Below are 18,892 nucleotides of genomic sequence, written 5' to 3'. Positions count from 1 at the left end.
TTATATACCTTTTTTTCGATATACTTAATTAAAATGCTGGTAACATTTTAATTAAGTGATAGAGGACTTATTTTTTTATCTTTTTTTCTTTAATATACATATTATACAATAATTTTAGTACAATGTAATTTTTTTATTTTTTTATTTTTTGTTCAAAATTTTTTAAAAATAATTGTCCTAAATTTAAAAATTTTTTATAAATATGTGTATTTCTTAAAATGTTACGTTTTAAATACGTCTAAAGACCACTTATATCAATGTTTTAAAGAGCCTATTAAGTATAAACATAACATTTATTCCTTTATTATATAGTTACATTATTATAGTATTTATTTCACAAAATGTATCTTTTTCACAAAATTATAGTACTTTTATGAAGATATTTTATTTAAAAAAAATAAATTATTTTTTTTAAATTAGTTGGAAAAATTTAAAAAATCCTTTATTTCTAATACTTACAATGGTATTATTAAAATAACAAATGGCTATTTTAAACATATTTTAAATTTACTATGTTTGTTTTAAATTTAAAAGTTCTATTTTTCGTTTAATATCATCATATGATTTTAACTTTACTATATTTGTTTTAAATCTACAAACTTTAGATGACAGCAATAACACTGTCAGGTTTTAACTTTACTATGTTTGTTTTAAATTATAATATTGATGAAGCAAAAATAGCTATTATTTTATTTTAACTTTACAGATTAAGAGTAAGAGAAGTTTTAATTTTACTATAGTGGTATTAAAAAAAGAGGAAATTCTAAATTTAGAATTTCCTCTTTTTTATTTAATTTTAACCCACAGGAGTAGTATAAATTCCTTTATATATATTTCCTTTAACATCTAAATTAACATACGTAGTTGCTGTTATTTTACCGTTAGTTTCTACTCCTTGTATCTTAATTTTATAAGGTTCCCTGATCCTTGTACCATCGTCTTCAACTGTAATTGGTGTCGTTAATGGTACATAAAACTCTATCTTTTCTTCATTCTGCTTCCACTGCTCATATGCATGATTTTCATGCTCATAATTTGTGTTAAAAGCATTATCATACTCTACAGAATTATTTAGGACAATAAATGGATTTGACTGTATATACCACAGCATAGTTCCATCTGGATTTAGATTTGTATTTAAATTTTTCTGCAATGCTGGATTTAGATCCCCGACAGGAGGATTTGTAAGCTCATCTGGAAATGTGAAATTCAACTGAAATGCAGAATACCATTTTACAGGTTCCCTGTAAATATGTCCCCAATAATCTGCTGTCCACCACCAATAGTAGTGATGTTTGGTGGAGTAACTATGGTATTGTCTGGATACATGCTCCAGATTTCCCTGGAATCCACTGTTGTAATCAAAATATTTATCTGGCGGATAACTATGGCCAAAATACAAGTCATTTAGTCGTTCAGTATATCGAAAATCATTGCTTGCCGTTTTTACATCAAATGTTACGAGTTGTCCTTCTTTAGCTATTGCGGCACCTGCATCGGATATTGTCAGATCATCTGCATTGTGCCATGCAGCAGCTACAGTAGAATTTATCGTTAACGTAGAATTTTCATCTCCACCAACATTTACAGGTTGGGAATCATTTATCAGCTTGAAATATGCAACAAGGGTTGTATCTTTTATAATAGTAATATTACTTTTGGAATCAGGTGCTACATTATCACCTTGAGTTACTCCCCAGTGATCAAATTGCCAGTGGCTTTCTTCAGGTGCATTTTTATTTGGTGTTTCTGTTATTCCTGAAAAAATAGCTTTTCCATCAATAAGCCGTTTATTTCCGCCTCCTGTAACTGTACCTGCCCCCTCTGGACTTGATTTTACTGTTAAATTAACAAATCCAACGCTATTACTAAAATTAGCTGTTGCTGTTACATTAGCAGCAGGCATCGTTAATGTATTTTTACTATCAATTTTTACATCCTTTGGGTTAGTGGTCCACCCTGTGAAGTAATATCCCTCATTAGGCTTTTCCCACAAAGTTTTTGTAGCACCTGCCTTTAATTTTGCATTATCCCCTGCGGTACCTGCACCTTCTGGTGAAACCTTCACAGTAAGGTTATAAGTGCCATCCTTATTTTGGTTGGTAAAAAATCCTTTCTGGAAGTATTGGAATACAAGCTGCCCACTAGTAGGATTGCACAAGTAAATTTTTACACATTCTTTATTAGCTGCATCTTTCTTAGCATCACCTGTAGGAGTTCCATTAATTCCTGTAATTGTTAATGCAGGTGTACCAGATTTAACATTTTTTTCAGAAAACTCTGTATCTGCACCAATATTTTTAGATAACGCCTATTTTACTGCAGCAGTAAACCCCTGTTTCTTTAGTGTATCTGTAAGTCCATTAACTAAACTGGAACTTACAGAGCTGTCTACTGTAACACCATCTTCAGGTTGGTCAGGACTATCATATACCGATTCAGGAAGTTGTTTTAAAAATCTTGCTGTCTGTTCAGAGTTAATTCCTCCAATTCTCACCATATCATAACCATTATCGCCAACGCCCTCCATACTGCTAAATATTGCATTGCAACCGGCATTGCCAGTACCGCCAAGGAAAATTAATTTTTTTGCATTTAGTTCGTTTGCACTTTCAGCCACAGAAGTTGAACCTTGATCCAATACGATAGGATATTTGGCATTATACAAAGTAGCAATTGTCTTCGCATCTCTCATATAGTTAATCCGCCCTTGCGTCACATATACCCTATCGTTCCCTTGTGGAAATAAAAGTTTATCAAATCGTAGGAAATCTTCTGCCTGCTTATCTAAATTGGTATAATTTGGAGTTCCGTAATCCAAGAGAGGCCCATAGGTGCTGGAATACCAGCCAGCAACAGTGTTATTGCTGTCATTTAGAGTTTCTAAAGAATATTTAAACTTTACATCACCAGTTTCAACCGGATCTTCTCCAACAGTGGCACCATTTGTAATACTATTTACAACAGTATATTTACTAATATTACTGTTGTACTTATCCATCTGTGCTTGAACATTATGCTTATTTAAATTATTAGGTGCAGACGGATTATCTGGAACTGTACTATTTAAAATTTTAGCAAACATTACATTTTGTGTTTTATAAATATTCCAATTTCCATTGAATCCGTAATTATCTGCTTTAACAAAATTTGGGACTACTATGCTTGCCGCAACAGCCACGCTAACTGCCACTTTTACTATTTTTCCCATATTAAGTTTTATGGCATTTATCAATGTACCACCCTCTTTCTTTTAGTTTTATTATACGGCCAAACGAGGGCAAATTTTCTTCTATTTTTTCCATATTTTTCTTTAATTTTTATTCATTTTTTCTTTAATTTTTTTTGTTTATTTTTTAATTTTTATTTAAAAAAATAGCTAAGATTTAAAATATAAATCTTAGCTATTCCTTATTAGACATACCACTAGTGCGATACTTCTTTATCATCAACCCAGAAAGATATATTGTTTGATAGTGCATTAATAGATGAAGTATTATATTTACAATTATCACATACTGCCAAATATTTAAGCTTAGGCATAGAATTTAGAGCTATAAGACTATCCGGTAATGTTCCATAGTGTATTTCTAATACTGTAATATTAGGAAAAAATTTAATATCATCTAAACTATTTATTTGTTCTCCTCCATCACTAGCATTCTGAAATAATTCTAAACTAGTTGCACTCTTAGCATCAGCAACAGTTATATCTGTTTTATTAAGGGCTTTTTCGGCATCTTTTTTAAATGCAGGATCAGCAAACGGAACTAAATCGCTATCTTTTAATCCATCTACGTTAGGAGTAGCATAATCTTTGTTTAACATGCCTTGCATTTGGGATATAACATCATCTGATATTACTTTTGTACCTCCGAAGACTAAGCCTGTAGATAGATTATTTTCACCAGTATCAATATTATAGTTGATTTTCTTGCCATCACTTAGAAGTAATTTACACCCACTCTTAGCTGCTAGTACAGAACCAGAAAGAGCATCAGGGAATATAGTACTACTTGCTACAGCTACACCATTAAGACAATTTAAACTTCCTAAACCTCCTGTTCCATCACATAATTCATCAACACTATTATAATTTTCTATGTGAAATAGATCTGGACGGTTATTATATAACGTACCTTTTACAGATAATACTTTGTCTCCTCCAATAACATCTATTCCAGAAAGTGATTCATCACCTGCAAGCAAATTTTCTACATCCTTATTCAACGTAGTTCCATCAGAAAACAATATAGCAGAATGGTACATTGCACTTCCTACTGCTCCATACATAGCATATTGAAATTGATTTCCAGTAGTTATAGCTACTGACGTTTTTCCATTAGGCTCTCTCTCCCACAACTTCTTTGCTATTTGAATAGCTGTATCATACCTAGTTTGTCCTGCTATTCTTGATACATTATATCCTTTTGCCTTTAATCCATCTTCTATATCTTGTGATACAACTGCTGTACCTCCAAGGATTACAATATCCTTAGCAAAAAGGGCTGTTATTTCGGAACTTACATTGTCAGGAAGTGCTGCTGCCCTAGTTAAAAGTATTGGAGCATCCATATCATATGCAAGTGGAGTACCTGCTATAGCATCTGCAAAATCTCTATCATTTTCCGCACCTGCAATAAATACTGTATCTGCTGTCTTCCACCCATATTGAGCTATTTTAACAGCCGTATCATACCTGTCCACTCCACCAATTCTTGTTATATTTCCTTTAGTTTGTGTAGTTTGAGATGTTTGAACTGTCTGTGAATCTGCCTTTACACTAAAAGATTTATTTTGATACCCAAATAACGAAGCACAAACTGCTGCAGATAGTACAATTGCCATTAATTTTTTACTTTTCATAATATATCACCTCTCAATAACCTCTAGATGTCACGAATATATATGTCATATATATAATTATATACCACTTAAAAACAATTTTTTACAAAATTTTCTTTAAATTTATTTTATTTATTTTTACGTTTTTTTTATGAAATTTCTTTTCAAAATTACAATAAAAAATTTCATATTCTTTAGTATTTTTTTGTTTAACAAACTCACATAACTCTTCTTCATCCATAGAATTTATTTCAACAGTATGAAAATTTATAAAATCATCTACCTTTTTATTCTCCATTCCCCAGGCATAAGGCTTCACGCAATTTGTTAATAACACATCATATGGATTAATTTTTAAATTCGAATAAATAACATACGTTAAATTAAGTTTATATGGATTAATTTTTAAATTTATTCCATAGATAGCATAGATGTATTTGTAGCCATCTGCTTTTAATCTTTTTTTCAAAACGTCTTTAATCATAAAACCAGCTCCTCCCTTTTGTTTTAATTCTAATACTATTTGTTTTAAAAGTCAAACATTTATATTGATAAATAACACACTTTCATTGATATAAAAAACATAGTATAATAAAATAAAAATAAGAAGGTGATTTTATGGATACAAATATAAATTATAAACCGTTTTTTAAACTTTTAATTGATCTCAATATGAAAACTTCTACACTAATAAAAGATGGGATATTAAGTAGATCTACATTATTTAAAATGAAAAAAAATGAATATATAAGTTTAAATATTCTAGTTAAATTATGTATTGCTTTAAATTGTACTTTAGATAATTTAGTAGAAATTATCAGAAGTAACTAATATAAAATATCAATAAAAATTTTTATTTAAATAAAATTAATATTACACTAAAGTGCACTCTTAACGATATTATCTCTAATTAGTAAAGATATTAATATATTATATATTAAATTAATATATAACTAAAATATCATACACTTTATAATAGTATTTTTTATCATACTAATACATAGTATCAATACTATATATTAGTATGGAGCTATTATATGGTATTTTACATTTTGAAATATATAGTATATAATATTTACAAATATTAGAAATGAAGGGTGGGTGATATATTTGAGTGAAAGTGAAGTTATAACTATGATCAATGTTAAAGGCGGCGTGGGAAAGACTACAACTACAATAAACCTGGCAGGAGCTATGGCCAAATTAAAAAGGAACGTGCTAATACTAGACAACGACAGCCAAAGTAATATTAGTCAAATACTTAACGTTACAAACCAATACAATATATATGATTTGTACACTAACGCTAAAATAACATTTAACGATTGCATTGCTAGATATGATAATTATATATACGTGATACCTAACAATATAAATAGTGCCATATTAGAAAATGAATTATATAATAAAAAAGCCAGAGAAAGTATTTTAAAAGATAAATATGATAAGTTCAATGATAATAATTTTGATTATATCTTAATAGACAATAGTCCATTTTTAGGAATAACCGTTCAAAATTCGTTGGTTATGAGCGACTATTATATTGAAATCATTGATAATAGTACAAGTGCGTTACAAGGATTAAATATGGTTGACAAAGTTATAACAGAATTAAAAGAAAATAGTTTGATTTCTGATTTAAAATTATTAGGAATATTGAGAAACAGATTTAAAAAAAGAACCGTATTTAATAAACAATTAAATGAAGTATTAGAAGATGAATTAAAAGATAATTTATTTAAAACGATAATTTTTGACAGCGTTAAGTACAAAGAAGCAACGGCATTGCATAAAACAATACAAGACTATAATATTAAGTACAGCAAGCCATTTAACGATTTATATTATGAATTAATTAACAGAATCAAATGATACTAGTATATTATAATATTAGTATTATATACTAGTTTATAGTATGATATTAAGAGGTGATATAACATTATGAGTAATAATTTTAAAGATAGTATTAAAGAAAATATAAATTCTAACTCTAATATTAATAGTGATAATAAAGAAACAGTTTGTAATACCGATAACCACATTAGTACTAGCAATAAATTTCATTTATCAAAGAAGAAAACGGATAAAACAAACAAAAAAGCATTTAACGTATATATGGAAAATGATTTGATAAAAAATTTAGATAAATTGGGCAGAAAAAGTGGTTATTCCCGAAATGAATTAATCAATTTGATGTGCTCCTGGTGTTTGAGTAATTTAGATTTTTCAGAAGAATAAAAATACGTAACTAAAGGTTACGTATTTTTATTTTAGTGGATATTTAATACATATGCTTGAATACATTCATCTCTGTCATCCCCATGGCCCAAAAAATTCGAAACTTCATTCAAAGCCTCTCTTTTCTCCACACCTTCTTCTCTTAAATTGTCGTACATTTCCTGTGCCACTGCCTTTCGTATGCAATGAACCCCCGTGTCAGCGTCTCTATACAAATCCCTAAATCCAAGTGCTTCCTCTGCTCTAGCAAGATACGCATTGACGCTATCTTCTTTTATATCTACAACACGATCAGTATCTTTATCTAATCTATTATATATATTCTCTAGAAATTGGTGGTTAGATACATCACTCACACGGAAATGAATTTTATTATTTATACTGAGATCATGTGATCTTTTTCCTTTAGATTCATGTATGTGTAGAGTATTCTTTTTCAAATTAATATCTCTTTTTTGTATTTTGCAACATTCGCTGACACGATCACCAAATCTTCCAGCAAATTCCAGAGCAATAACAGCTTTACTTTTGCTATGCATTTTATATGCTCGTTCCATTATTTTATTGTAGTGCTCTTTACTCATTGCTATACTTCTTCTTTTTTTGCCATTCACAGCAGCAGGGACTATGAGATCTTTATACCAATCCATATTGATATTATATACATCATTGACTACGTGTTCTATTTTATGAATCCTGCTACGATATTGATTTAAAGTTTCTTTGTCGCATTTTTGCGCGGCCTTGTTAAAGAAGGCTTGTATCATATTGGAATCTATCTGATATAGCATTTTCACGCTGCTACCATAATTTTCTTTTATAAAATTAGCTAAACTAGCAGACGTAGCTGTTAAATTTTTTCTTTCGCTAAAGGAATAAACCGTATCTAATTGTTTTCCGGTATGTTGTGCCGAGTGCTTATCCTTTCCTCCTCCATTGTAATTTTTATTCAATGCATTTAAAAACTGATATTTTAGATTTCTTCTCATATAAATTATCTCCATTCAGTTTAATATCTTTAAAACGGCTTAAATTCAGGGTATATGCCGGGATTAAGGGCCTTCTTGCTACGCATGTCAGGCCCTTAATCCCGACATACTACATTAATACATATAAAATTCCCAATTTCTTCAGGCTCCGCTTCCGTTAATTTACATTAACAGACAATTTGACACGCACTCCTGGGGGAGCTATAATGTCGCATTCCATTTATTAAAAAATAAATGGACAAATAAATAATTACTACATAAAAAAGTAGTACAAATAAAATAAGATAAAAAGTAACAAGTTAAGAAGAGTAATTAAAAAAAATATAGAGTAAAATCCATACTATAAAACATTGAGCAACAAACTAACTATAGGGTGTACATCTAAAACACAAAGTAACTTCCATTAGGATACAAATAAACAACAAACAATAGAGTAAAAACAAAGCAATAATTATTGTACGTTTTTTAGTTAGCCAGCTAGAAAAGCCAAATTTGATTTGTTGCTTCCAATTAGAAGCATAATTTATTTGTATGTTATAATTTGCAATTTTTGTTAGTTCAAAAAACCAATCTTTTACTTGTTATTTTTATTTAAAAAAACATAATATTTTTGTATTCATTTCTATTATGGTACATTTAAAAATTATAAAATTAAAAATAAAAAAATTTTTTTAGTGATAATCAAAATATCTTCTTAAACACAAAAAAACGCAGCCGGTGTATCGTTTTTTAACGTATTTAATAAAAAGTCCGGAGCCTGTAAGGCGAGAAGTTTTTATTAAATACTAAAATAATACACATGGCTACGTTTTTTAAATAACATATGGATAACAATTTTAAAAAAAAACACGGCTGCATTCCTAAATTATGAATTCTAAGAAGAGTTGCTTTAATAAATTAGTAAAATTATTAAAAGAATTTTACTAATTTTTCCATTTTTCTTTTAGCTCGTTCGTATTTGTTTTTGTTAAGGTGGTTACTAAAAATAAGATATAAAATACGATCAATAATATTTAACTTTTTAGCTTGCTCTTGAGGTTTTCCTTGATTATTTATAAAATTTTCGATTTCCTGAGCCGTTACAATTCTGCTTTTTCTCAGCATATTATCACCTTCTCTTCCAAGTATTACATTAATTATAACAAATAATATGGTATACTCTTATTAATTTATATTTTAAAATTTAAAATATAAATATTCTCTATATGGAGATAATTAATATATATTTTAAATTATAAAGAGGTGTTATTATATGGATACTACATTAATTTTAATAATGTGTATATTTATCGGTTCAATCACTTTTATAGGAACCATTGGTATTTTAATTATATTTAAATTCAGAAAAAATCAATTATATGTACCTAATAGGAAGTATTCAAAAATGGAATCCACGTTCAAAAAGAATGTTTGAAAAATGCGGTGCTGTTTTTAAAGAGGATGAAAATAGATGGTATCCAACATTCATATTATGAATATAACTCTTATTACATATTTTTCTTAAAAGACGTATCAATCGCTGATGCGTCTTTTTGTTATATTAATTACCATAGTTTAGTTAATTTGTTCACTGATATTACACAGTTTTTATGTTTTCATAAATAGCAACTCCATATTATAACATTTACTTTTCAGTACATAACACGGCTGCTGGTATTCCCTCAATATTTAAAGTTATTAGTTATAATTTTCTTAATTTAGATAAAACTAGTATCATAAATTTTTTATATTAAACTAAGGGAGCAAAAAAATATGAGAAATGAACTTCATAAAGAAATTATAAATGATTACTTAAATGGTGAATCCTCAATTAAAATTTCAAAAGCCCTTGGAATTTCTTCAAAAGTTATAAGGCAAATTTTAAAATCTAATCAGATATCACTACGCGATATACATGAGAGAAGTCAGAAATATATTCATGATGAAAATATATTTACATCAATTACTAATGATGCGCAAGCTTATTGGGTAGGTATATTTTATTCAGATGGATACGTAACAAAAAATTACCAAGTAGGTTTATGTGTATCAACAGAAGATATTGAACATTTACATAAACTAAATAAATTCTTTAAATCAAATTATCATATATATATATATAAACCTGGTAAAACTTCTTACAGTAATAACAATTACTGCAGACTTTTAATAAAAAGCAAAAAAATTGTAGATGATCTATGTAGATTTGGGATTACTACAAATGAAAAAAATCCTACATCAATAATAAATGATTTAAGTGTTCCATTAAAAAAAGGTATTATTAGAGGAATGTTTGATGGAGACGGAAGTATATATTATACTATAAAGAAAAGGAAGAAAAAGGATTACAAAGAGTTTGCCATTTCCTACACTGGTAATTTGGAATTAGTTAATTTCTTTAAAAAGTTTATTGAAGAAAACAACTTTGCGACAACACGTAAAATATTCAAAGATACTAGAGCTAAAGATACCTATTATATAAGAATTCAGGGAAATAGACAATTAAAAAACTTTCTTGACTTTTTATATAAAGATGTTAATGAATCATGTTATCTAACAAGAAAATATAATATATACCGTGAGCTTTGCGATTTTATAAATAACACAACTAGTTTTAAAACACATTTTTAAATAACTATATTAAAAAAAGGTATTCTTCATAAATACCCTTTTTTAATATCACTAAATCTAAGTTTAACGAAGTTAATCAAAAATAAAAAAGAGCAGAAATGCTCTTTTTAAAGACTTAATGTTGTTTTTATTAGAAGTATTAGTGAAAATTCTTATATTCTTCATAGTTAAGTTCACCTCACTCCTTTTAAAGTAGAAAAAAATCAGTATATTCTTTTGTTTTTTATAAAAAGTTATGTAAAGTCAAAAAATAATGAAAAAATTAAATAAAGTTTTAGATTTTATAATTCTACAAGACGGTATACATCATCTATGTCATCCTGGGATATACCAAGATATAACTTAGTTATGGATTGATTGCTGTGTTTATACAACTCCATGAGCACTGGAATAGGTACTCCCTTTTTCCAGGAGTGATATCCAAATGTTTTCCGGAGTGAATGGCAGCCTATATGTTCTTTAATTCCAACGGCTTCACAGGCTCCCTTTATAATTTTTATAGCCATGTACCTTGTAATTGGCTTATTTTGCCCTTCCCTGCTTTTGAAAATGTAATCTTTAGGATTTATATGTCCAAGATTTCTTTTAAGCTTTAAAAGGCTTCCTGACGCGTTCTGGTTTAAAAGAAACTTCTTATTTTTGCCTGTCTTTTTTTCTTTTACATAAACGTGTGTTTTAAATTGTTTTTCCTCAAAGTCAAATACATCTCCCCATTTAAGATTTAAAATATCTGAGATCCTCAAGGCCGAGTTAAGTCCAACAACTGTCAGAGCATAATTTCTCATATTCCCTGCACCAAGAAGATATTTCTTTAAATTATTTATCTTTTTAACAGATCTTATAGGTTCTACCCTTTCCATTTCTATTCCTCCATTAATTGCACATATTATCTATATTTATTATATTATGTGTAACTAAAAAATACAATTATCTATTTTAAAATATAAAAAACAGGTATAAGGCCTTGATACATAAGGTTTTATACCTGTTTAATGAGTTCCACACAATACATATTGTGTGGAATTAATAAAACAAATCTTTATGAAAATTAGTGTTGATATTCTAATGGAATAAAGATTTTGATATAGAAAGATTTATAGAGCTAATTTAATGTAATCAGGATTTTATAGACATTTATGTATATAGTTGTATTAAATGTAATTTGAAGTATATTATATTTGATAATATACTTATCATATACTTATTAAAGGTTATTAAAAACCATATAGTAAAAGAAAGAAGGATAAATATTATGTCTTTGTTTGATTTTGTTGATGAAATATGTGATATAAGCTTTGGAATAGGTGAAGCATGTTTTGATTTAGTAACAGGATTAGGAGAAATTGCAGTAGATAGCACATTAGAATTTGGTGAACTGATGACAGATGGAGTTAAAGAGATAGTTATAAAAGATAATGACAACTATAAAACTTCATTTGAAAAAACAGATGATGCCAATGATATAATAAGCATGGCTAAATCAAAATTTAATAGTGCATCACAAGAAGCTATAGATTATTATGAAGAAACAAAAAAGATAGTTGAAGAGCATTTCCAATATAAAAATAAATTAATAACTACAATTTTACCTCAACAAGAAGAAATTATAAGAAATTTTACAGAATTTAATTATACAAACCTTGCTAATTCGATTGACACTTTAAAACTTGATAATAAACCAATTTTATTCTCAACTACACTAGTTTTTTTATCTAAATTAAATCCAATTACTTTAGGAATTGAAATTGGAAGTTTTATGATTAGCCAGCGTACAAGGGTCGAAGCTGCTAATGAATATCTTAGTAATGCAGAATGTTATAAAAGTGAAGTAGATCTTAAGATAGCAGAATTAAAAACTATTAAAAGTAGACTTACTTTGATAAGAAATAAAGTTATAGAAGAGAGAAAAATTCTCAATAATCTAGTTTCAAAACTGGATAAAATATCAAATTCGTTATCTAATTCAATGAATGAAAGTATAAATATATGTAAAATTAAATCCCTAATAGAAATTGCTAACCGTATAAAAGAATCAATTAATGTTCATTTTATTAATAATAAAGGTACTATAACAAAAGAATATTCTGCATTATTAAACAAATTGCAGAAATTAGAAAAAAATTTATGTAAGAAGGGATTTTAGTATGAGAACTATAGTTGAAAATAAAGGTGTTGCTGAGATTGAACAACTAGTTAAATATGCTATTGACTCAGTAACAGATTATATGAAATGTAAACAGTATGAACAAACAGAAAGAAAAAGAATTCAATCCTGCTTACAAGCTATAACTGACCAAATAAATAGTAACAGAATTAAATTCGACCAATATATGAAAGCAAGTTTTGCAGAGAGAGAACGATTGTATTCTAGAGTAGATAAATTCTTGAATTATGCAATCGAAACAGGTGATAGTGAATTTGCAAAATTATCCTTAAATGTAATGTTGCAAATTTATAATAAAAATCCAATGGATGGAATTGAAGATAGATTAAATTCCGTTAATATGAACTTATTAAGTCAAAATACTGTAAAGTATCTTTAATGAAATCGTAAATTTGAGAAATTTTATATTAGGATTAAACAAGTGTTATACAAAATAAGATTTACATATAGAGATAATCTGTATGGGTTTGTGTAAAAACCAAATCTATACCCTTTATCTTTTTATTTTATACAATGCTAATTATGTGGAATTCATTTGCGTAAAACCTGGAAGTTCTGAACTTATAATATTGACCTTATTATGGATAATTCATCGAAAAGGATCAATTGTACTAAGATAAAGTTACTCAGTGATATAATAAAAATAAATTTCAAATCAGAAAGAAGTGTTTATTGAATGTGCAAAAGAGAGAAATTAATTAATGAAATAGACAGATTATCTCAAGAAAAATACGATGGATACGAATCAGACAAGCCTTTAAAAATGTTGGAATGGTATATAAAAAAATTTAATTTATTGAACGATGCAATAAAGAAAAAGAATCAGCAGATATACAGAGGAGAAATATACTGGTGTGATTTAGGCGAGAACGTAGGATGTGAGGAAGTTAAGTTAAGACCATGTGTCATTATTCAAAATCAAAAGGGAAATGAAAATGCTCCAACTACAATTGTAGCTCCTATAACTAATACTGAAATAAACTTACCAGTAGCAGTTCCAATTAATAGGGTAGAAGACTCTACAATAACAGGTACTATAGATTTAGGACAAATAAGGGTTGTATCAAAAGGTAGATTGAAAGGACATATTGGTAATTTAAAAACAGGAGAACGTAAAGCTGTCGATAGAGCCATTTTAAATTCCCTTGGCTTATATAAATATTATAAAGATAATAAAGATAAATCTGAGAAAATAAGAAACCTTAGTAATAAAGTATCTAACTTAACAAAATTGTTAAACGAAATAACGGAAACGCTAGGTGTAACAGATAATAGTGAGATTTTAAATGTAATAAAAGATTTGAAAGATTAGATATAATAAGGCTTGTACAATAGTTTTAATTATGATAATATAAAAATACAGATAGAGTTTACCTTTTTAGGTAAGAAGATTTTATTTCAGATGAAAAAAGAGAAGAGTAATTACTCTTCTTTTTTGCTTAAATTGATTATATATAAATGAAGTTGAGCATAATATAGTACCACAGATATAGTTTGGTTGTTTAACCAAAAGGATTTTATGAAAGAAAAAGGGAAGTCATTTAGACTTCCTTTTTTTTGTATTTGGGGTAATACCAGCAGCTCTGTAACCAGGGGCAAAATAAAGAAGTAGAGATTTTTTCTCTACTTCTTTACTTTTTATTGATATTTTAATGTATTTTTAATTTCATTTACTGCACATTCAATTGCCTGTCTAGAATTTAAAATTTTATCTCCGACTACTATATTACTACTGAATAGAGGACTTTTCCTTGTCCAATCTAAATGTACTAATCGCAAAAGTTCATTATATATTTGAGATTCATCAAAATTTTCAAATATATAACCTGCAACTCTTGTTGCAACAATAATTCCTGTACCACTTGTAAGTACATTTGTTTCCCTTATATTAGGTATATCATCTTTATTTGATAAACAATTTTTTATAAAATTGTTATCTTTTAAAGCATTAAAGAACTTTACAACTTTCTTCTGAATATCTCGATAACATTTATCATCACTAAGTTTTTCTGATAGTTTATCTGATCCACTTGATTGTGAATTATAACCAGATATTTCTATTACAGCATTTTTTATATTATTTATTGTATATATATTTTTACTTTTCTTAGATACACTAGTAGAAAGTAATTCCGTTGTTTCACTTAAGTAATTTATTTCCTCAAATAAACTATCTACTACAATATCATTAACAAGTGAAGACAACGGATCTCTCGTATTAAACAGTGTGTTAATTGATGAAGTAGTAGGCTTGGCATTCTTATTAACATCAACAAAATCCTGCCTAATTTTTTTTGGGTTATCTTCTACTACTATGTTTAATAACATATTACTATTAGCAATAAGTTCCGGATTTTCAGAGGCTAGTTCTCGTATTGCTGCTGTACGGTGATTTCCATCTAAACATTCAAATTCATAGTCTATAGGAAGTAATATTATTCCAGCTCTAGAACCTGCATCCTCTAACTTAGGAGCACACCCTTTAAATGTATATGGTCTAAAATCCAACTTTTGAGGAGATACCAACGTAATTGGAGGTATTGTATATTGGTTTTCAATATTAATATAATTTTTAATATCATTTTTATGCTTTGTATCTAAAAACCTATTTCGGATATCTTTTCCTATTATATCTTTATTTTTATTCTTTATTCCTGAAGTTTGAATAAACTTACCCAAAGTTTTATATGGTATAGTAACTGCAAACCATATACGTTCTCCTGATAAGTACTGCAAGGCTGGAACATTCAGTGATGCTGTAGATACTCCAAAGTTCATTTGGTCCATTTCAAATTGTGACATGCTACTATTCCTCCTTTAAATTTACAACTAATGTTTTTTATGTATTTTTTAGTACACCTTTATAATAACACGGAGAAAAGTTTACGTCAATATATATACGTAAAAAATTAATATACACATATGTTACGTTGTAACATATGTGTATCACGTTTATATATTAGTATAGCAATTTTGTCTTTTTAATTCAACACAACTATACTTCTGTGGAACTAATTACTTTAAATATTTTAAAATTAAATTAAGGGTATTTTGTAAATTTGTCTTTGAACTGCTATCAGGTAAAGCTTGGACAAGCGATTCTGCATAATCATAGTCTACTTTTAATCTAGTTCTAGATGTCAACATTAACGCATAATTGGCTTTTACTATCTGCTGTGCTGTTGCTGCCTGTACTCTTTGTCTTATACCCCTTAATTGTATATTATATTTTGCTTTATCTACTCCTTGAGGTAAAGAATCAATAGCTGCTTGTGCTGCATCTATGTCACTCTGTGCCAGAGTTTTACCTGCGACATTTATTAAGGTTACTCCTACTTTTGCAGGTGGCAAGTTGTTATTAATTAAGAATGTTTCTTTGCTCTCATTTCCTGCATTATCTATGGTTTTAGCCTTTATGATATAAAAACGAGGTAACATAATGGTGTTACAAAAATTTGATGGAAATTTAGAATACAATTCATATGATCCTTCATCTACACTGTAATCTACTTCTTTTACTCCACTGTCTATATCATTACCTGGTAACATAGTAATATTTATACCATAATCATCCTCATTTTTTATAATAGTTGGTGCTATTGGTGCTGTCTTATCTATCTTATTTACAGTTATGATCTGGGTTGCTACATTTCCTGCTTTATCTAATGCTTTTACTGTATAGCTGCCATTTTGGACAGCTTTAAAACTTGCTGTACTTCCATTTACAACAGTACCATCTGGAAGAGTTATACTTGCAACCCCATTTTCATCTGCCGCAGTTATTGAGATTGTAGCATCCGTATTCTGCCATGATGTCGGATTCCCACTTACACTTATTGTTGGTGCTAATATAGCTACACCTGCGGCCATAGCTACATTATTATACACTGTACTCTCCTTGCTAATTGGTGGCAACATACTACTTCCCACCAATCCTGCGGTAAGAGCCGCTATTAAACATATATTTTTTACACATCTGTGTTTATCAAATACATTTAATCTATTTTCATTCATAAAAATAAAACCTCCCTGTGAGTATATTTATAATTTAATTGTACTCGTTAGGAAAGCTTTCAGCTTTTCAATTTTTTTTGTATTTTTCTTTCATTTTTATAAAAAGTTTTTTGTTTTTTTAAAGTATCTTTATACAACTCGAAAATTTTTCAAAGATATAATTATAAAGGGGATTACATCCCCCTAGCCCCCTGTCTACCGCCTTCCATAGTGGGGACCCCCTAACCCCACTACTCCAGTTGGTCTACAAAATCAAAAAACCCACTATCTAGTATCCCCAAGTAACCACTCCCACACCCCAGAGGGCACATATTTATAAAGAGCCATTTCAGTTCCCACTTAAAAAAGTCCTAAACCAAACAGATAAAAAACAGTGGCCAGCATTTTGATTGTTCACACTCTAATTCTATTCGTTTCTCTGAATACTGTACACTTTAGACGGAAGCACATATTTATAAAGAGCCGTTTCAGTTCCCACTTAAAAATCAGCTATAATTTTATTTACATATCTTTTAGTAATATTCATTTCTGCAGCTATCTCAAGAGAGGTTAATCCTTTATTATATAACTCTTTTACTTCTTGTACCTTTTTAGCCTTTTGCTGTTGTCTTGTCGTCATTCCTTTTTCATTTCTTCTTGCTTTATTTCTCTTTAAATTATTCCTTCTATATTTTTCTTCCTTGCTTATTATTGTCTTCATATACCTTTGTTCATTTAACGTCATATCTAATCTATTAATTAATGTTTCATTTTTGTACCAGTAACCGCCAGCATTTCTCATACCCTTGCTTACTCTCTTAACTTGTCCAGATCTTACTCCCTGTTCATATGATATAAATTTATCTATTGCCTTAGGAATACATCTTAATATTGCCTTTACTTCTGATACTTTTAATGGATTTTTAAAAGCATTATTAAACTCAATTACCTCTTTTTCCAGTTCTAATACGTCTCTAGTGTATATCCCTTTCCAATAAGCATAACAATGTAATATAAAATTTCTATACCCTTTTACATCATATCTTCTTAACTCACATAATGTTTCCATGTCCTGGACTCTTGCTAAATGTAATGTATAACTATTAAACAGATTACTAATTACACACTGCCTTTTTTTATTTATTTCTTTGGCTTGATGTATCTCCAATTGGTATTGCTTAGATTTATAATTTAAATATTCGTCTCTTAAATCATACATAGAGTATTCTATATTATCATTTATGGTTAGTACCTTACATTCTCTATTTACCCTACTATTTATGGTATTGGGTAGCCTCAAAACTCTTGCACCATCGGTTGCCTGGATATCTGCCCCTAGATTTTTTAATTGATTATACAAATAATCTTCTAGCTCCTGCCATGTCCACATAGCACCATAAGGTGCGTTTTTTATTCTCCAATATACGTGGATTCCTCTGCCACTATCTACAATCATTGACGGAGTAGGTATTTTATTTTCGTTTACTAAATCATATATTTCATACACAGCTTCATTTTTTCCATAATTTTTTAAATCTATATCTATGTATAAAGCCCTAAACTGTCTTATATAACTTGTGGATCTCTTAGGCTTATAATAAGTATTACTAGATATATAAATATCCTCTTGACCTTCAACTTCTTCTACAATAGTCCTTAATGCTTTATATTGTGTGTTATATATTTTTAAATCACTTCCATCACATAATTTTATTAATTGTATATATCCATCTGTGCTATCGTCAAATAAGTGATCACAATAATCAAGGTTGTCCATTGTTAACCTCCTTAGTGCAATAAAAAAAGCCTCTAAGGATTTCCTTACCTAAAGACTTGAATTTCAAAAGTTTTTCTGATATATTTACTATATATCTTTACTATATTAACATAGTAAACGGGCGTTCTCTTGAAAGTCGTTAAGGTAGTTTATATACCTTTTTTTCGATATACTTAATTAAAATGCTGGTAACATTTTAATTAAGTGATAGAGGACTTATTTTTTTATCTTTTTTTCTTTAATATACATATTATACAATAATTTTAGTACAATGTA

Annotated in this window: 17 protein-coding genes; 7 read left to right on the top strand and 10 right to left on the bottom strand. The window is 28.5% G+C overall.

Annotation, left to right across the window (positions count from 1 at the left end; translation table 11 throughout):
- Positions 1-796: 796 nt before the first annotated feature.
- The 4 genes from CLCOS_RS08815 to CLCOS_RS08800 form a co-directional block, all read right to left on the bottom strand.
- A complete protein-coding gene (locus tag CLCOS_RS08815) occupies positions 797-2,161 on the bottom strand; it encodes an InlB B-repeat-containing protein (RefSeq protein ID WP_063602458.1) in 1,365 nt (454 codons plus the stop codon).
- A gap of 150 nt (positions 2,162-2,311) precedes the next feature.
- A complete protein-coding gene (locus CLCOS_RS08810; protein WP_156496399.1) occupies positions 2,312-3,211 on the bottom strand; it encodes a hypothetical protein in 900 nt (299 codons plus the stop codon).
- A gap of 215 nt (positions 3,212-3,426) precedes the next feature.
- A complete protein-coding gene (locus CLCOS_RS08805) occupies positions 3,427-4,866 on the bottom strand; it encodes a cell wall-binding repeat-containing protein (protein ID WP_063602460.1) in 1,440 nt (479 codons plus the stop codon).
- Between the two features lie 82 nt (positions 4,867-4,948).
- Positions 4,949-5,329 (bottom strand): hypothetical protein, encoded by a 381-nt coding sequence (locus CLCOS_RS08800; protein WP_063602445.1) that lies wholly within the window; start codon positions 5,327-5,329, stop codon positions 4,949-4,951.
- A gap of 134 nt (positions 5,330-5,463) precedes the next feature.
- Here CLCOS_RS08800 and CLCOS_RS08795 point away from each other — a divergent pair, with 134 nt between their 5' ends.
- From CLCOS_RS08795 to CLCOS_RS08785, 3 genes are all read left to right on the top strand, one after another.
- Positions 5,464-5,676, top strand: a complete 213-nt coding sequence (locus CLCOS_RS08795; protein ID WP_063602446.1) for a helix-turn-helix domain-containing protein — start codon at positions 5,464-5,466, stop codon at positions 5,674-5,676.
- A gap of 279 nt (positions 5,677-5,955) precedes the next feature.
- A complete protein-coding gene (locus CLCOS_RS08790) occupies positions 5,956-6,717 on the top strand; it encodes a ParA family protein (RefSeq protein ID WP_242867035.1) in 762 nt (253 codons plus the stop codon).
- 69 nt (positions 6,718-6,786) lie between these two features.
- The gene (locus CLCOS_RS08785; protein WP_063602447.1) at positions 6,787-7,083 is read left to right on the top strand and encodes a CopG family transcriptional regulator; all 297 of its coding nucleotides are present in this window, start codon (positions 6,787-6,789) and stop codon (positions 7,081-7,083) included.
- Between the two features lie 32 nt (positions 7,084-7,115).
- Here CLCOS_RS08785 and CLCOS_RS08780 read toward each other — a convergent pair whose 3' ends face one another.
- Together CLCOS_RS08780 and CLCOS_RS08775 are read right to left on the bottom strand one after the other, a co-directional pair.
- Positions 7,116-8,072, bottom strand: a complete 957-nt coding sequence (locus CLCOS_RS08780; RefSeq protein WP_063602448.1) for a tyrosine-type recombinase/integrase — start codon at positions 8,070-8,072, stop codon at positions 7,116-7,118.
- 909 nt (positions 8,073-8,981) lie between these two features.
- The gene (locus tag CLCOS_RS08775; RefSeq protein WP_063602449.1) at positions 8,982-9,176 is read right to left on the bottom strand and encodes a hypothetical protein; all 195 of its coding nucleotides are present in this window, start codon (positions 9,174-9,176) and stop codon (positions 8,982-8,984) included.
- A gap of 648 nt (positions 9,177-9,824) precedes the next feature.
- Between CLCOS_RS08775 and CLCOS_RS08770 the strand changes: the two genes are divergently transcribed.
- Positions 9,825-10,682, top strand: coding sequence for an LAGLIDADG family homing endonuclease (locus CLCOS_RS08770; RefSeq protein ID WP_063602450.1), 858 nt, complete (start codon positions 9,825-9,827; stop codon positions 10,680-10,682).
- A 281-nt stretch (positions 10,683-10,963) separates the two neighbouring features.
- Here the strand turns inward: CLCOS_RS08770 and CLCOS_RS08765 are convergent, their stop codons facing one another.
- Positions 10,964-11,542 (bottom strand): tyrosine-type recombinase/integrase, encoded by a 579-nt coding sequence (locus tag CLCOS_RS08765; protein WP_063602451.1) that lies wholly within the window; start codon positions 11,540-11,542, stop codon positions 10,964-10,966.
- Positions 11,543-11,934: 392 nt separating this feature from the next.
- Between CLCOS_RS08765 and CLCOS_RS08760 the strand changes: the two genes are divergently transcribed.
- The 3 genes from CLCOS_RS08760 (at position 11,935) to CLCOS_RS08750 (ending at position 14,158) form a co-directional block, all read left to right on the top strand.
- A complete protein-coding gene (locus CLCOS_RS08760; RefSeq protein ID WP_063602452.1) occupies positions 11,935-12,825 on the top strand; it encodes a hypothetical protein in 891 nt (296 codons plus the stop codon).
- A 1-nt stretch (position 12,826) separates the two neighbouring features.
- Positions 12,827-13,225, top strand: coding sequence for a hypothetical protein (locus CLCOS_RS08755; protein WP_063602453.1), 399 nt, complete (start codon positions 12,827-12,829; stop codon positions 13,223-13,225).
- A gap of 297 nt (positions 13,226-13,522) precedes the next feature.
- Positions 13,523-14,158, top strand: a complete 636-nt coding sequence (locus CLCOS_RS08750; protein ID WP_063602454.1) for a type II toxin-antitoxin system PemK/MazF family toxin — start codon at positions 13,523-13,525, stop codon at positions 14,156-14,158.
- Positions 14,159-14,484: 326 nt separating this feature from the next.
- Here the strand turns inward: CLCOS_RS08750 and CLCOS_RS08745 are convergent, their stop codons facing one another.
- The 3 genes from CLCOS_RS08745 to CLCOS_RS08735 all read right to left on the bottom strand — a co-directional run bounded on the left by CLCOS_RS08745 (position 14,485) and on the right by CLCOS_RS08735 (position 18,616).
- A complete protein-coding gene (locus CLCOS_RS08745; RefSeq protein WP_063602455.1) occupies positions 14,485-15,648 on the bottom strand; it encodes a DNA sulfur modification protein DndB in 1,164 nt (387 codons plus the stop codon).
- A 213-nt stretch (positions 15,649-15,861) separates the two neighbouring features.
- Positions 15,862-16,860 (bottom strand): hypothetical protein, encoded by a 999-nt coding sequence (locus CLCOS_RS08740; protein ID WP_063602456.1) that lies wholly within the window; start codon positions 16,858-16,860, stop codon positions 15,862-15,864.
- Positions 16,861-17,338: 478 nt separating this feature from the next.
- A complete protein-coding gene (locus tag CLCOS_RS08735) occupies positions 17,339-18,616 on the bottom strand; it encodes a hypothetical protein (protein ID WP_063602457.1) in 1,278 nt (425 codons plus the stop codon).
- Between the last annotated feature and the right edge of the window lie 276 nt (positions 18,617-18,892).

The sequence above is a fragment of the Clostridium coskatii genome (genome assembly GCF_001675205.1).
GTDB lineage: Bacteria > Bacillota > Clostridia > Clostridiales > Clostridiaceae > Clostridium_B > Clostridium_B ljungdahlii.
The sequence above is the reverse complement of the archived record's forward strand: the minus strand, read 5'-3'. Positions and strand labels throughout refer to the sequence as shown.